Origin of the sequence: Lysobacter yananisis (assembly GCF_031199375.1) — a bacterium.
In the GTDB taxonomy this organism is placed as follows: Bacteria; Pseudomonadota; Gammaproteobacteria; order Xanthomonadales; family Xanthomonadaceae; genus Lysobacter; species Lysobacter yananisis.
In genome coordinates this window covers 2,234,004-2,248,707 of sequence record NZ_CP133568.1, presented here as the reverse complement: position 1 = coordinate 2,248,707, position 14,704 = coordinate 2,234,004, and the positions used below count along the sequence as shown (strand labels likewise).

At 60.5% G+C, this 14,704-nt stretch carries 15 protein-coding genes and 1 pseudogene; 7 read left to right on the top strand and 9 right to left on the bottom strand.

What is annotated here, in order from left to right; translation table 11 throughout:
* Position 1: 1 nt before the first annotated feature.
* Both RDV84_RS09455 and RDV84_RS09450 read right to left on the bottom strand, forming a co-directional pair.
* Entirely contained in the window at positions 2–196 is a 195-nt protein-coding gene (locus RDV84_RS09455; RefSeq protein ID WP_309153203.1) for a hypothetical protein, read from the bottom strand.
* An 18-nt stretch (positions 197–214) separates the two neighbouring features.
* Positions 215–772, bottom strand: coding sequence for a hypothetical protein (locus RDV84_RS09450; protein ID WP_309153202.1), 558 nt, complete (start codon positions 770–772; stop codon positions 215–217).
* A 68-nt stretch (positions 773–840) separates the two neighbouring features.
* Between RDV84_RS09450 and RDV84_RS09445 the strand changes: the two genes are divergently transcribed.
* Positions 841–1,974, top strand: coding sequence for an XVIPCD domain-containing protein (locus tag RDV84_RS09445; RefSeq protein ID WP_309153200.1), 1,134 nt, complete (start codon positions 841–843; stop codon positions 1,972–1,974).
* A 12-nt stretch (positions 1,975–1,986) separates the two neighbouring features.
* Here the strand turns inward: RDV84_RS09445 and RDV84_RS09440 are convergent, their stop codons facing one another.
* The gene (locus RDV84_RS09440) at positions 1,987–2,259 is read right to left on the bottom strand and encodes a helix-turn-helix transcriptional regulator (protein ID WP_309153199.1); all 273 of its coding nucleotides are present in this window, start codon (positions 2,257–2,259) and stop codon (positions 1,987–1,989) included.
* 400 nt (positions 2,260–2,659) lie between these two features.
* On the opposite strand from RDV84_RS09440, the gene RDV84_RS09435 reads away from it, so the two are divergent.
* A complete protein-coding gene (locus tag RDV84_RS09435; protein ID WP_309153198.1) occupies positions 2,660–3,595 on the top strand; it encodes a 5'-nucleotidase in 936 nt (311 codons plus the stop codon).
* A 221-nt stretch (positions 3,596–3,816) separates the two neighbouring features.
* Entirely contained in the window at positions 3,817–4,416 is a 600-nt protein-coding gene (locus tag RDV84_RS09430; RefSeq protein ID WP_309153197.1) for a hypothetical protein, read from the top strand.
* Positions 4,417–4,524: 108 nt separating this feature from the next.
* Here RDV84_RS09430 and RDV84_RS09425 read toward each other — a convergent pair whose 3' ends face one another.
* From RDV84_RS09425 to aceE, 3 genes are all read right to left on the bottom strand, one after another.
* Entirely contained in the window at positions 4,525–5,307 is a 783-nt protein-coding gene (locus tag RDV84_RS09425; protein ID WP_309153196.1) for a PaeR7I family type II restriction endonuclease, read from the bottom strand.
* Positions 5,304–7,031 carry an Eco57I restriction-modification methylase domain-containing protein gene (locus tag RDV84_RS09420; RefSeq protein ID WP_309153195.1) on the bottom strand — a complete coding sequence of 576 codons (1,728 nt, stop codon included), beginning with the start codon at positions 7,029–7,031 and terminating at the stop codon, positions 5,304–5,306. The genes RDV84_RS09425 and RDV84_RS09420 overlap by 4 nt, the downstream gene beginning before the upstream one ends.
* A gap of 152 nt (positions 7,032–7,183) precedes the next feature.
* Positions 7,184–9,889: a pyruvate dehydrogenase (acetyl-transferring), homodimeric type gene (aceE, locus tag RDV84_RS09415; protein ID WP_309153194.1), complete on the bottom strand. Its 2,706-nt coding sequence runs from the start codon at positions 9,887–9,889 to the stop codon at positions 7,184–7,186.
* Positions 9,890–10,239: 350 nt separating this feature from the next.
* On the opposite strand from aceE, the pseudogene RDV84_RS09410 reads away from it, so the two are divergent.
* Positions 10,240–10,695 (top strand): annotated as a pseudogene (locus RDV84_RS09410) (REP-associated tyrosine transposase); the annotation flags it as partial.
* Positions 10,696–10,877: 182 nt separating this feature from the next.
* Here RDV84_RS09410 and RDV84_RS09405 read toward each other — a convergent pair.
* Entirely contained in the window at positions 10,878–11,207 is a 330-nt protein-coding gene (locus tag RDV84_RS09405; RefSeq protein ID WP_057949302.1) for a DMT family transporter, read from the bottom strand.
* Positions 11,204–11,824, bottom strand: a complete 621-nt coding sequence (locus tag RDV84_RS09400; protein ID WP_309153192.1) for a glutathione S-transferase C-terminal domain-containing protein — start codon at positions 11,822–11,824, stop codon at positions 11,204–11,206. The genes RDV84_RS09405 and RDV84_RS09400 overlap by 4 nt, the downstream gene beginning before the upstream one ends.
* A gap of 85 nt (positions 11,825–11,909) precedes the next feature.
* Between RDV84_RS09400 and RDV84_RS09395 the strand changes: the two genes are divergently transcribed.
* Positions 11,910–12,791, top strand: a complete 882-nt coding sequence (locus RDV84_RS09395) for a LysR family transcriptional regulator (RefSeq protein ID WP_309153191.1) — start codon at positions 11,910–11,912, stop codon at positions 12,789–12,791.
* The gene (locus tag RDV84_RS26140; RefSeq protein ID WP_425608196.1) at positions 12,692–12,979 is read left to right on the top strand and encodes a DUF6053 domain-containing protein; all 288 of its coding nucleotides are present in this window, start codon (positions 12,692–12,694) and stop codon (positions 12,977–12,979) included. Before RDV84_RS09395 ends, RDV84_RS26140 begins: the two co-directional genes overlap by 100 nt.
* Positions 12,980–13,011: 32 nt before the next feature.
* Here the strand turns inward: RDV84_RS26140 and RDV84_RS09390 are convergent, their stop codons facing one another.
* Positions 13,012–13,914: a LysR family transcriptional regulator gene (locus RDV84_RS09390; protein ID WP_309153190.1), complete on the bottom strand. Its 903-nt coding sequence runs from the start codon at positions 13,912–13,914 to the stop codon at positions 13,012–13,014.
* Positions 13,915–14,018: 104 nt separating this feature from the next.
* Between RDV84_RS09390 and RDV84_RS09385 the strand changes: the two genes are divergently transcribed.
* Positions 14,019–14,648, top strand: a complete 630-nt coding sequence (locus tag RDV84_RS09385) for a flavodoxin family protein (protein ID WP_309153189.1) — start codon at positions 14,019–14,021, stop codon at positions 14,646–14,648.
* Positions 14,649–14,704: the final 56 nt, after the last annotated feature.

Genomic DNA, 14,704 nt, shown 5'->3' with positions numbered 1-14,704 from the left:
GCTAAGATTTCGCAGCCGGTTCGGCCGCCCCGCCCGCCCGCGCCAGCCAGGCCTTGAGGTCGGCCACGGCCTTGCGCTGCTCGGACTTGGACAGCAGGCCCAGGGTCAGGATGGCCTCGGCCAGCACGTCGGTGTCGGCGTAGAGGAAGGCGAGCGGGACGCCCAGCGACTGCGCGGTTCGGCGCGCGTTGGGCACCTCAGTGAGGGATCTCGATCAGGCTCCCGACTGTGCCAGGACAATGGAGCCTACGCATTCGGAGCCGGGTCCAGCGGTAGAAACTATCGCCAGCATGCCGTTCCTCTTCGTGGTGAAGGTGCGGCCGTGTTCGTCGTCGTGCTCTTGCGGGAGAGCTTTCGCGATTTGCACATCAGTTATCCCCGCGACTTGCGCGAGCGGGAAGCACTTGTCGCTGTCGAAGGCCAAACTCAACTTCCGTTGTCCCTTATAGTCCTCAACGGTTACGTCACTCACAACGATTCCGTCGGTAAGCGTGATCGATCCCGCAGCTTTCAGGATGGGCGGTTCCTGCCGGAACACCTTGAAATGGACCACTGAACGAAGAGCCTCGGCGACGCGATCATAGCCAACGGCTCCCTGCTCAAGCGGAAGCCGGAGAATGTCCTGCGCTTCCAATGCGGCGACATGTTCCTTTCGCACCGAATTTCCATCCGGTTTACTGAGGCAACCTGTAGATAACAGCAAGAAAATCGCACAGATTGCATGGCTGCGAATCTTAGGACGTCTCATACGAATCGACACTCCCTGTTCCATGACGTTAGCCTAGGCGCGGAAGATGCGGTCGACAAGCCGTGTCAGAACCCACGGACAACGGGGCAGTGATGGAAAGCACGGACCGCAGCGCCAAGCATCGTCAAGACCTGGCCGTCCTGGATGGCAGTGCCGAATTTGCACGCATGCCTGAACGCACGAAACAATGGATCAGGCAATCGCCTCATGCCAGCGAAGATTTCGCGGAATTCTTTCGCAAAGACGGCCGGATCGACAGCTCGCAGCGCCTCGACCTGCCGTACTACCAAGCCACCGAGCCCCCGGTCATTCGAATAGGCAGCAATACCTATGACGCGCTCCGCGGGCCGGACGCCGAAAAGTTCCTGCTCATGGAGCAGTCGATGTTCACGACCCTGGCGCACGAGATCGGCCACGACCGCTACAACACGGCCGCGATCAAGTTCCCGCTGGACGGCTCCAAGGAGGAGTACGTCGACTACCGAAGCAAGCTCGAAGCCCAGGCCATCTTCAACGCGTTCCCGATCATCGACGAACTCAAGGACAAGTCCACGTACTCTGCGCGCTGGCAGGACCTGGGCTACTTGCCGGGACTTGAGCTCGCACAGATGTACAACGACTGGAAGCAGGGCGCGGACTCCGCCACCATGGTCGACCGGATCGCCAAGCAAATCGCGGATCGGCCCTACACGCGGTCGGAGCCATTGAGCGATCAGAACCAGGACGGCCGACTGACACATCGCGACTTGTACCTGCGCGACTACGAATATTTCCGGCGATCCAACCCACTGCCGGGCCAAGCACCGGATGCCCCTCATGAACCTCGCACCGGATCGGCCCCTGAGCGCGATGAGCACAGCCAAGCGTCCTGGCGGCAAACGCGGGAACTGACGCGCGAGGCCTTCGAGCGACAGGGCCGCTCACTGAATCCAGAAGCCCTCGACTGCATCGCGGGTTGCCTGGCGACGCAGGCGAAGCGCGACGGTCTGGGCCGGATCGATCATGTGGTGCTGAGCCAGCACGCCGGCGGCGAAATCGGTCGAAACGTCATCGCCGTAGAGGGCCGGCTGGATGACCCGGCCCAGAAACGCTCGCACGTCGAAACTCAGCATGCGTCTACGGTTCCGCTGAACGATTCGCTGCGCGCGCTGGAAGCAGTGACCGCCTCCGTAGACCAATCCCTGGTGCACCCCACGCCTACGCCCGATCGGCCGATGACCCGCTGAGCCCCGTCACGGCTAGGACTTCCCAGTCGGCTCACCGCCCGCCCCGCCCGCCTGCGCCAGCCGGGCCTTGAGGTCGGCCACGGCCTTGCGCTGCTCGGACTTGGACAGCAGGCCCAGGGTCAGGATGGCCTCGGCCAGCACGTCGGTGTCGGCGTAGAGGAAGGCGAGCGGCACGCCCAGCGACTGCGCGATGCGGCGCGCGGTGGCCAGATCGGCGTCGTGGACGCCCTTTTCGTAGCGGTTGATGCGGACCGCGGCGGTTTCTTGCGGCAAACCCACAGACATGCCCAGCTCCTTCTGCCTTTAGCCCATTAAGACAGCCTGTCTCGAGTGGAGATAGGCGGTAACGACCTGTGTCGGTCGCGGCAAGAGGGTTGCGGTTTAATCAACCGCCGTCAATTACGATAATCGTAATTACGTTAAACGTAATCCATTGGCCGCCGCCATGATGGTTACACACTCTAGTGCAGCGCAAAGCCTCAATCAAAACCAACGTCCGAACGACAAAGGACTGACGCAACGCAAAGTGAGCCGCAAACCGGCCATCGAACCAGCCATTTTCGATGGCCATCTCAACCGTCGACCTTCTTGAAAAGCATCATCAAAAGCACATAGTCTCAGACAGGCGGTACATATCTGCCCTGCTCTGTACATGAATGTTGAGTCCGTCTAGGGGGACGGCTGGATGCCATACGACCTGAAAAATCGCTTAGTCATTGGACTAGCTTCGAGTGCACTTTTTGACCTTACCGACTCTGACTATGTGTTCAGAACAGAAGGCGAAGAGGCGTATCGTGATTTTCAACGAGCCAATCAATCTGTGCCACTTAAGCACGGCGTGGCATTTCCGTTCATCCGACGACTACTTTCACTCAACGAGTTGGACCCTAAAAATCCGCCGGTTGAAGTAATACTTTTGTCTCGAAACGATCCCGACACTGGATTACGAGTCATGAAATCCATTCAGCATCATGGCCTTCCTATGACTCGGGCAGTTTTTCTACAAGGCAGAGCCCCTCTCGACTATATTCCGGCACTAGACATCAGCTTATTTTTATCTGCCAATGAATTAGACGTAAAGCAAGCAATGTTAGCGAGCTATCCAGCCGGCCAAGTTCTTTCTACCGCTTCGCCCGACAATGTCACGGATAGCGAGCTACGAATTGCTTTCGATTTTGATGGAGTTATTGCAGATGATGAAGCAGAGGCCGTCTATCAAGAAACAAAAGATTTAGCTGATTTCCACGATCACGAGAAAGAGCGAATAAATATACCCCACCCTCCTGGCCTCTTGGCTGAGTTTCTAAAGAAAATATCCCACATCCAGAAAATGGAACAGGAGCGTGCCAATACTGACGCTCGTTACCGCCCAAAACTACGAGTCAGCATCGTGACCGCGCGAAACGCGCCATCACACGAGCGAGTGATAAATACGATGCGCGCATGGGAAATTACGGTTAACGAGGCTTTTTTTCTTGGCGGAATAGAAAAAAAGGCAGTCCTACAGGTACTGAAGCCACACATATTTTTTGACGATCAGCGATTGCATCTCGACCCCGTAGCGTCTGTTCTGCCGTCAGTCCATATACCTTTTGGAGTGGCAAATAGAAGCAGGTCGTGAACACCACACCCGCAGTTTCCGTGGCTATAAATTAATGCTCATAAGACCCCGAGCTTCACGGGACGCCTTTGAGCATAAAAATCAGAAAGCCGCACTATTTTCTTAACACCCGGAACCCATCTAAAACAATTTCCTCAATCTATTTATGGGAATATTTTCTATTTTCAGCTACGCACCAGGAGCAAACCCAGGAACGAACCTATCAATAGAGAGCCCACCAGATGACGAGAATATCTTTAACCGATTTCATTGATGTTGTATCTAAGTCTGGAACACCCAAAGCCACTAAAGTGGCTCAAATCAAGAACCGCCCCGAATATGGGCCCGCCCAAGATTTCTATAAGATATTCCGCGACGGCGTAGTCGAGCTTCACAAGCAAGATGGAGATAAAATAGACTTAAAGAATATCCTTCTAAAGACAGCCGATTCGAAACGTCTTGATCACTACCCCGGCATGATCAAGGGTTATAGTAAGTGGTGGGGCAAAAAAACACTCGCGTGGTTTCCGCCGCCCACCACAACATACAGCAATCTCGGAATAGAGATTTCTGTCAATCCTGAACTTGGCCTCACGATTGACGACACCAATTACATCATCAAGATGTACATGAAATCGGAAAAGCTAACAAAGCTGAGAACTGAGATTATAACGGAGCTGATGGAGAAGTCCCTTAGACCACTGATAAAAAACAAGGCAAAGGTCGTGGTTCTCGACGTCAAGAATTCCAAACCATTTGAGTACGTGCCTGGCAAGAAGGCTCTTAAACCGATGATCGACGCTGAACTCGCCTACATAGCTTCTCTATGGCCTAGTCTATAGCAGAAAATTACGACTTAAGCCGATGCAATGCGCTCCCGAAGTAAGTAATAAAAAAGCCGAGCTAAGCTCGGCTTTTTTCAAAGTTGAAAAATCATATGCCGCCAGACTTTAGGAGTGCTGAGCCGCCAGAAGCCTTCCAGAAAATTCACTAAAAAGATTACGTATACTCGTCGCGGGGGATAGAGCCCTATGTTCTAGCTCCCCCTTTACAGTAAGCTCAAGAGCCGCTGCACTATACAACTGCCGCTCTACAAGCCTTTCGCAAAGAATCTGATAGCGGCGCGCATATGACGCCCCCTGAAACTCCGGAAAAACTGGATAGTGTGGCTCATCGCATCTAACCGACCTCATGGACGCCTCACTTTCCTCCAGCAGCATGAGCCAAGCTAGAAATGGCGGGCGGGGATCCGACTGAACCGATGGAGCGAGCGCGAACTCAATTTGGGCATCTGGGCTCACCCGAGGTTCCATGCGGCTACCATAAGCGCCATGATGATGCGCGACCCAAAGGTCAGCAGCCGAGCCAATTACTTCTTCACTACGATTATTAAAGTTGTTCCCAAACGAACCCACTTGCGACTTAAATTCAAAAACACCCAGCAATCGATGCTGATAGATGACTAGAACGTCCCAGTTCTTCGTCGCTCGGAAGAACCCCGGCAGAACAACCTGTGATTTCCGCACATGCACAATATCTGCCGGCAAGCCACAATGCTCAACGATAGCGTGAACGATGCTCACAAAGCCGTCCATGTTCTTGCCTCCAACTACGGCATCCCTACCTCCTCCTTGACTAATATTGACAACCCCACTCCCCCTAGAGTTCCAAAACTTATCGACGGCAGCTCTAGTGAGATCGTCAAAATTCGGCGGCAGCAACGAAATACTCATGCGACTTTTCCTTTGTTAGCACGAATAGATGCTGCGACACGGGAGACATGCTCTGCATCTTCGCTATTGAGCCCAAAGAGCTGGCCAACCACTTTATCAATCTCATTTTGCGAATTTGAACGGGCCACTGATACTAGCCTCTCTCGCATGGTGGAATCGACATCATTCCAGGCAGGAACACGAATTCGGCGAAGGTACTGAGCTTGAAATCTAAGGAATCCTCCCGCCATTCTCGTGCAGTATGTAGCTACAGTCATTAGGGTTAGCGATGATCGCAGCACGGCCTGTAGCGCCCTAAGATCCCACTCACGCGAAGTAATAAAGTAAAGATTGTGGTGCGGGTAATACCTCCCTTCGTCAATGACGAAAACCCCCTCACCTTTTATATCAGGAACCAATATTTTTGGCGTTTTCAGCAGCTCGGGATGTACTTTGTCGATAGTACGAAACCAGCCTAACTCATTACGTCTTGCAACATTTCTAGCTGCAATCAGGCCATGATGCTTCATTAGGTAGCGTTTGAATTTTGGATACTCGTCAATCGCTACCAACGCTCCAGACTCATCAAATGGATTCAAGAGCTCGTTCTCGCCCCAATGAATCTCTCCGCCAATTAGATCCTTTGCCATCACTATCGGCAACTTCCGCTCGGACTCAACTGGAAGTTCGCCTCGTGGCTTTATATAAACTCGGTCACAGCCAGTAGCAACACCTATACCAACTTTACATTGAGCCTGCTCGATAGTGTGGAAGTCGCGCTCAATACGGCGTAAGAGAGCTAGCCTTGGAATATCATCCAGAAGCAACGGCTCGTCACTATCGCGCTTGAGGACTATTTCCTCGACTACTCCACGAGCACTTCCGCGCGAACGCAAAGCTTTAGTTATGGCAGCCAACGAACTTATACATTCGCCCTCGCCACCGACGGCCCGCGTAACTCCAATCTTTTCTGAGCGCTGGATGATGGTAATTGCAGGATATGCAATTACGTCCGAAAAGAAGGCTTTAAAACTCTCCATCCCCACAAAGTACTTCAACCAGTAACCGCTGGAAATCTTCTCTCTCAGCGGTCCACCATAGCGATTCTTCAGCCACCTATTCGCACATATGTAGCCGAGTACGCCATCATCGCTCAAAAGATCCAGTGATCTTTCAAAAAACGGTACATAGAGATCTGCTCTATCAAACAGCGTCTTATATCGACGCCTGTATTCCGCTAGCAAGCTGCTATTAATTCGCTCTTGCCGAACATATGGTGGATTGCCTACAACGAAGTCAAACCGCCCCTTTATCGACGCAAGCAGAAAATCATCATTAATTAGCCAGGCCTTGCATAGATATGACGCCGAACGCGGGCGCATACCCCATTGAACCAAAACGTTCTTTAGATTCAAGAAGGTCTGATCATAGGTTTCGACGTGAATTTCTACCGCTTGAATAGCATCCCGCAAGTCTTTCCCGGCCTTCGCAGTTGCGCCCCCAGAATTTTGATATGAAACAAGCAAGCGCCTGACAGCGGCCAGAAGAAAATCGCCGGCGCCAAAAGAAGGCTCCAACAGCCTCATCGTGTGTAGTTCACGATCAATCGAATAACCAACTAGATCCAGAATGGACTCAACCACTTCGGGCCGAGTAAACACGGCCCCTCTGTTGGTTTCGTTGTGGTTTGCCATAGCAATGATGGCAGCCTCCAAATCTGGGGTTCGCTCGTAGGAATCAAACATCTCTAAGTTCACAAGGACTACCGGACAGCAGGAGCATGGGGCGTCAAGCCGGAGGAAATGCAATTTTGGAAATTTAGGCTAGGGCTGTCTCAGTCGATGAGTGCAGAAAAAAAGGCGGCCTGAGCCGCCTTTTTTATAGCCAGTTGTAGAGCTCAAACTCCCAAGGGGTTGGGCTTCTCCACATCAATCTTGTACTGCTTGATAGCCCTCGCCACATCCTTCCCGGTCATCTTCCCTTCCGCCGCCAGCGCCGCAATGGCCGCATGGGCGATGTAGTACCGATCGACCTCGAAGTGACGCCGCAGGTTCGCGCGCGTATCCGACCGCCCGAACCCATCCGTACCCAACACGGTGTAGCGCATCGGCACGTAAGCGCGCACCTGCTCCGGATACACACGAATGTAGTCGGTCGCAGCGATCGCCGGGCCCTGACGCCCTTCCAGCAGTTCGGTGATGTACGGCTTACGCGGCGTCTTCGCTTCCGGGTTGAAGCGGTTGAAGCGCTCGCAGTCGGTCGCGTCGCGGGCGAGTTCGTTGAAGCTCGGGCAGGACCAGATGTCGGCGGTGACGCCGAAGTCCTTGTCCAGCAGCTCGGCCGCGGCGATGGCTTCGCGCAGGATCGTGCCGCTGCCCATCAGCTGTACGCGCAGTTCGCCCTTCTTCGGCTTGCCGGCGTCCTTCAGCAGGTACATGCCCTTGATGATGCCGTCGGCGGCGCCTTCGGGCATGTCGGGGTGCGGGTAGTTTTCGTTCATCAGGGTGAGGTACCAGTACTCATCCTGCTGTTCGGTCAGCATGCGCTGCATGCCGTGCTGGAACAGGGTCACCACTTCGTAGCTGAAGGTGGGGTCGTAGCTGCGGCAGTTCGGGATCAGGCCGGCCTGGACCATGCTGTGGCCGTCTTCGTGCTGCAGGCCTTCGCCGTTCAAGGTGGTGCGGCCGGCGGTGGCGCCGAGCAGGAAGCCGCGCGCGCGCATGTCGGCAGCCTGCCAGGCGCTGTCGCCGATGCGCTGGAAGCCGAACATCGAGTAGTAGATGTACAGCGGCAGCATCTGCAGGTCGTTGGTGCTGTAGCTGGTCGCGGCGGCGAGCCAGGACGCGAACGCGCCGGCTTCGGTGATGCCTTCTTCCAGCACCTGGCCGGTGGTGTCTTCGCGGTAGTACATCAGCTGGTCGCGGTCGACCGGCTTGTACTTCTGGCCGTGCGGGGCGTAGATGCCGAGCTGGCGGAACAGGCCTTCCATGCCGAAGGTGCGGGCTTCGTCGGCGACGATGGGCACCAGGCGCGGGCCGACCTGCTTGTCGCGCAACGCGATGTTCAGCGCCTGCACGAACGACATGGTGGTGCTGATCTCGCGCTCGCCGGTGCTCTTAAGCAGGCGGTCGTAGGTTTCGAGCTTCGGCACGTCGAGCGAGGTGCTGGCCTTGCGCCGGCGCTGCGGCAGGTAGCCGCCCAGCGCCTTGCGGCGCTCGTGCATGTATTCGATTTCCGGCGACTTGTCGCCGGGGTGGAAGAACGGCACGGCGCCGTCCTTCAGCTGTTCGTCGCTGACCGGGATGTTGAAGCGGTCGCGGAACAGGCGGACGGCTTCGTCGTCCATCTTCTTGGTGCCGTGGGTCGGGTTCAGCGATTCGCCCGACGCGCCCATGCCGTAGCCCTTGACCGTCTTGGCCAGGATCACGGTCGGCATGCCCTTGGTGTTCACCGCTTCGTGGTACGCGGCGTAGACCTTGTGCGGGTCGTGGCCGCCGCGGTTGAGGCGCCAGATGTCCTCGTCGGACAGGTTGGCGACCAGCGCGGCGGTTTCCGGGTACTTGCCGAAGAAGTTGTCGCGGGTGTACTTGCCGCCGAAGGCTTTGCAGTTCTGGTATTCGCCGTCGACGGTTTCCATCATCAGCTGGCGCAGCTTGCCGGTGGTGTCGCGCGCCAGGAGCGGATCCCAGTAGCTGCCCCAGATGGTCTTGATGACGTTCCAGCCGGCGCCGCGGAACTGGCCTTCCAGCTCTTGAATGATCTTGCCGTTGCCGCGCACCGGGCCGTCGAGGCGCTGCAGGTTGCAGTTGACGACGAAGATCAGGTTGTCGAGGCCTTCGCGGCCGGCGACCGAGATCGCGCCGAGCGATTCGGGCTCATCCGTCTCGCCGTCGCCGAGGAAGGCCCAGACCTTGCGGTCGGACTTCGGCATCAGGCCGCGGCCTTCGAGGTATTTCCAGTTGCGCGCCTGGTAGATCGCGCTGATCGGACCCAGGCCCATCGACACGGTCGGGATCTGCCAGTAATCCGGCATCAGCCACGGGTGCGGGTAGGAGCTGACACCGCGGCCGTCGACTTCCATGCGGAAGTTGTCGATCTGCGATTCGCTGATGCGGCCTTCGAGGAACGAGCGCGCGTAGATGCCCGGCGAGCTGTGGCCCTGGATGCCGATGAGGTCGCCCGGGTGGTCGGCCGAGGGCGCGCGCCAGAAGTGGTTGAAGCCGACGTCGTACAGGGTGGCCGCGGACGCGAAGCTGGCGATGTGGCCGCCGAGGTCGCCGGGCTTGCGGTTGGCGCGCACGACCATCGCCATCGCGTTCCAGCGGATCAGCGAGCGGATGCGCCATTCCATCGCGGCGTCGCCGGGGCTCTTGGCCTCCAGGTGCGGCGGGATGGTGTTGATGTATTCGGTGGTGGGCTGGAACGGCAGGTGGGCGCCGGCGCGGCGGGTGACTTCAACCATGCCCTCCAGCAATTGGTGGGCGCGCTCGGCGCCGTCGCGGGCGATGACCGCCTGGACGGATTCGACCCATTCCTGGGTCTCGGTCGGGTCGGGGTCGTTCTGCAGCAGGTCGTGCAGGGAGCTGGCAAGCGGCTGGTTCATCGATCTCGCGGCCCCGTGGCCGCGCCTCGTGTTTGTGGGGGCGGATTAGAGTGTCGAGTCTAACAAACGGGGGCGACGGATCGGCTTGCTTTAGGTGGTCGGAGGGGTGGGATAGTCCGTTTTGGCTAGGGGGTTTGGGTGGATACGCGGGCGTGTGGTGGGTGGCGCCGGCGGTTGTATTGGCGCGGTCGCGGCTCGCGCCGCTCCTACAGATAGCCCATGTAGGAGCGGCGCGAGCCGCGACCGCGTTACCTCGATGGCCGACGCTACATACCTACCGGGCTTAATCCGACACGGCCCGACGGCTTTTCCCGATTTGGCGTCCCGGGCCGCCCGCCGACGCTGGATTCATGGACGAATCGATGGCCCTCGCGCCGATTCGCGGCCATGCGGCGCTGCGGCGCGGCCGGGTCTCGGAGGCGCAGCGGATTTATCTGCTGACTTTCGTGACGGACGGGCGCGCCGCCTGGTTCGCCGACGGGCGATTGGCCGAGGCCGCGATTGCCGCCCTGCTGGACCGACGCTCCTGGCAGCGATCGACGCTGCTGGCCTGGGTGCTGATGCCGGATCACTGGCATGGCGTGGTTGAGCTCGGGCCGGACGAGTCGTTGCCGGCGTTGGTGCGGCAGCTGAAGTGCGCGAGTTCGCGGCGGATTCGCGCGGCGATGGGGGCGGCAGTGCCTTGGGCGGTGTGGGGGTCGGCGTATCACGACCGGGCGTTGCGGAAGGAGGAGGGGTTGGTGGCTATGGCGAGGTATGTGGTGATGAATCCGGTGCGGGCGGGGTTGGTGGAGCGGGTGCGGGAGTATCCGTATTGGGATGCGGTTTGGGCGCAGCGGAAGGTTTCGGTCCCGGCGGAGGGTTGCGCGGTCGCGACTTGCGTCGCTCCTACAGGGGCGTCGGACCCATCTGGGCTACCTGTAGGAGCGACGCAAGTCGCGACCGCGACAACCGAACTACGGCGAGACGACCCGTCCGCCGAGAACCCTCAAGCCGGCGCGCTACGCAACAACACGATGCCGCCAACGATCAGCCCCACCCCGCCCAGCTTCAACGGCGTGATCGCCTCGCCGAACAACACCGACCCGATCAACACCGTCCCCGCCGCGCCGATCCCGGTCCACACCGCATACGCCACGCCCACCGGCAACGCCGTCAACGCCCGCCCCAGCAGCCACACGAACGCGGCCAGCGCGATCAACGACACCGCGGTCCAGCCGGGCCGGGTGTAGCCGTTCGACAACTTCATGCTCAGCGCCCAGGCCACGTCGATCAGGCCCGCGGCGATCAGCATGATCCAGGCGGTCCCGGCGCTCATGGCTTGGCGTCCTCGCGCTCGGCGCGCAGCGCTTCGCGCACGCTCGGGCGCTGGTCCAGGCGGGCGAGGTATGCGGCCAGGTGCGGATACGGCGCGAGGTCGAGCTTCAGCAACCGCGCCCAGCCGGCCACGGTGTAGAGATAGGCGTCGGCGATGCCGAAGCGTTCGCCGAGGAATTCGCGGCCTTCGAGGTGCCGGTCGACCAGGGCCAGCCGCGGCTGCAGGCGCTCGCCGGCGATGCGGCCCGGTGCTTCGCCGTATTCGGGGTGGAACAGCCACGGGCTGAAGGTCTTGTGCAGCTCGGAGTTGATGAAGGTCAGCCACTGGTCCTGTTCGGCGCGCTCGAAACTGCCGAGCGGGGCGCTGAGGCCGGCGGCCGGGTCCTGGTCGCCGAGGTAACGCAGGATCGCCACGCCTTCGCGCAGCAGGCGGCCGTCGTCGAGCTGCAGCAGCGGGACGTAGCCGAGCGGGCTCAGTTCGCGGTAGTCGCGGTCCTCGGCCAGCACGCGCGCCTCGGCGCCGAGACGCACGCGGCGCAGGTCCAGCGGCAGGCCGAGTTCGCGGGCGACGATGTGCGGGGCGAACGAGCAGGTGTGCGGGGTGTAGTAGAGCTTCATGGGTGGGGTCCGTGAGGAGATGGCGCTACTCTCCTCGTCCGGCCCGGCGCGCGGAATACGGCGCCTTCCCAAGGATCGCTTGCGCATGCGACAAACCGCCCGCCTGTCGTTGGAAGACTTCGAACTGCTGCGCGCGATCGGCGCGCACGGTAGCCTCAGCGGCGCGGCCAAGGCGTTGGCGCTGGATCACTCCAGCGCGTTCCGGCGGCTGGCCGGGATCGAGGCGCGCGCGGGGACGCCGTTGTTCCGGCGCAGCCGCACGGGCTATACGGCAACCGAGGCCGGCGCGGTCGCGATAGAAGGCGCGCAGCGGATTCTCGACGATGCCGACCAGTTGCAGCGGCAGTTGGCCGGGCGCGATGCGCGCGGCGGCGCGCGGTTGCGGATCACGATTCCGGACACGCTGGCGGACGTGGCGGCGCGCTTGTGCGCGGCGTTCGCCGCGGCGCATCCGCAGATCGGCTGCGATCTGCTGGTGTCGAATGCGTTCGTGAACCTGCAGCAGCCCGAGGCGGATGTGGCGCTGCGGGCGTGCGCGTTGATGCCGAGCGGGTTGTCGGTGCGGCGGGTGGGGTCGATCGCGACGGCAGTGTATGCGGCGAGCGGCGCGAAGGTCGGCAAGCGCGAGGCCTTGAGCGAGGGTGCGTGGGTCGGGTTCGACGACAATCTGTCGCATCTGTCGTCGGCGCTGTGGCTGCGCGCGAACGTCGACGAGGCGCGGATCGCGATGCGGGTGAATTCGCTGCCTGCGGCGTTGGCGGCGTGCAAGGCCGGGGTCGGCAAGGCCTTGTTGCCTTGCTATTTCGCCGATGCGGCGGGCGGGGTGAAGCGGGTGTCGCAGCCGTTGACGGAGGTGCCGACGGAGTTGTGGTTCGCGATACATCCGGATTTGCGGCGCTCGGCGCGGGTGCGGGCGTTGCGGGAGTTTGCGTTGGGGTGGTTGCCGAAGGAGATGGCGTTGAGCTGAGGTGCTGGCCTGCTGTTGTGGGAGGGCCTTCAGGCCCGATGCTTTTCTCTGAGGTCGCTGCCATCGGGAACAAGAGCATCGGGCCTGAAGGCCCTCCCACAACAGCGGCTTGCGTCGTCGGTGAATTGGCGCGGTCGCGACTTGCGTCGCTCCTACAGGTAGCCCAGGTGGGTCCGAAGCCGCTGTAGGAGCGACGCAAGTCGCGACCGCGAATCCGCAGCTACGACGCAGGCTCCGAAGCCTCCATCTCTTCGTCCAACCACGCCAAAAACGCCCGCACCGGCGGATGTCGCTCGCGCCCCGGCACGCACAGCACGTGGTAAGTCTCGCCCAGCACCGCGATCTCCGGCCGATACGCCTCCAGCAACCCACGTGCGAGATTGCCGGCGACGACGACCGAACTCGCCAGCACCAAGCCCTGCCCCGCACCGGCGGCGTACATCGCGTAATGCTCTTCGTCGTATGCCCGCACCGTCGGCGCGCGTTGCAGCCAATCCACACCGGCGCGTTCGCACCACGCTTCCCAGGTGCGGCAGTACAGCTGCGAATCGCCCCACTCCACCGAGATCAAGGTCGGCGACGACTTCGCCGCTTCGGCCTGCGTCCGCCCCGGCGCGCCGTACACGCCGAAGAATTCGCGCAGGCCGCCGTGTCGGTGCAGGCGGGCCGGCACCGCGCCGCCGTAGCGGATCGCCAGGTCGACACCGGCGTTCTGTTCCAGGTCGACCACCTGCGCGCTGGTGTCGATGCGCACGGCGATGTCGGGGTGGCGGACGTAGAAGCGGCCCAGCCGCGGCACCAGCCATAGCGCGGCGAATGAGGTCGAGGTGGTGACGGTCAGGCAGCCGGCGTCGGGACGCGGACGCAACGCAGCGACGGATTGCGCCACTTCAAGCAGGGCGCCGTGGACGTCGCGAAACAGCCGGCGGCCGTCGTCGGTGAGGGCGACGCCGCGCGGCTGGCGCTGGAACAGGGGCCGGCCGAGCCAGCTTTCGAGCTGGCGGATCTGGTGCGAGATCGCGGTCGGGGTGACGTGCAGCTCCTCGGCCGCGGCCTTGAAGCTGGACAGGCGAGCGGCGGCTTCGAAGCTGCGCAGGGCGGTCAGGGGGAGCTCGGCGAACATCGCGTCAGGCCTGAATCTGGCTCATGTCGGATCAATTATCGTCATTTGAGGCAGTCGATGTCGCGAACTAGATTCATCCCAGCCCTCACTACGACAGCCAACCGATGACTCCCGACCGCCCCCGCCGCCTGCTGATCCTCGTCGCCAGCCCCCGCCGCAACGGCAACAGTGCCGTGCTCGCCGAAGCCGCCCTGCGCGGAGCGCAGGATGCCGGCCTCGACGCCTCACTGCATTTCGCCGACGACCTGATGCAGACCTTCCTGCGCGATTGTCGCGACTGCCGCGACGAGCACGGACGTTGTCGCATCGACGACGGTTACGCGGATTTCTTCTTCGAGCATTTCCTCGACGCCGACGGGTTCGCCCTGGCCTCGCCGGTGTATTGGTACGGCATGTCGTCGCAGGCCAAGGCGTTCTTCGACCGGATGTTCTGCTATGTGGCGCGCAGCTATCCCGATTCGCAGCGGGTGCGCGAGCGCATCCAGGGCAAGCGGGTGGCGCTGCTGACCGCGTCGGAGGAGATGTATCCGACTATCGCACTGAGCCTGGTCAACCAGATGCAGGAGTACGCGCGCTACACCCACTCGCAGTTCGTCGGCGCGGTGCATGGGCAAGGGGATCGGCGCGGGTCGGTAGCCGAAGATCGGCACGGAGCGATGGCGGCGGCCGAGGCGCTGGGGCGGCAGTTTTTCGAGCGGCCGCATGCGGATTACCACGTCGATTCGGTGCGGTGACGGGCGCGCGGTAGTTGCGTCGTGGTTGTATTGGCGCGGTCGCGACTTGCGTCGCT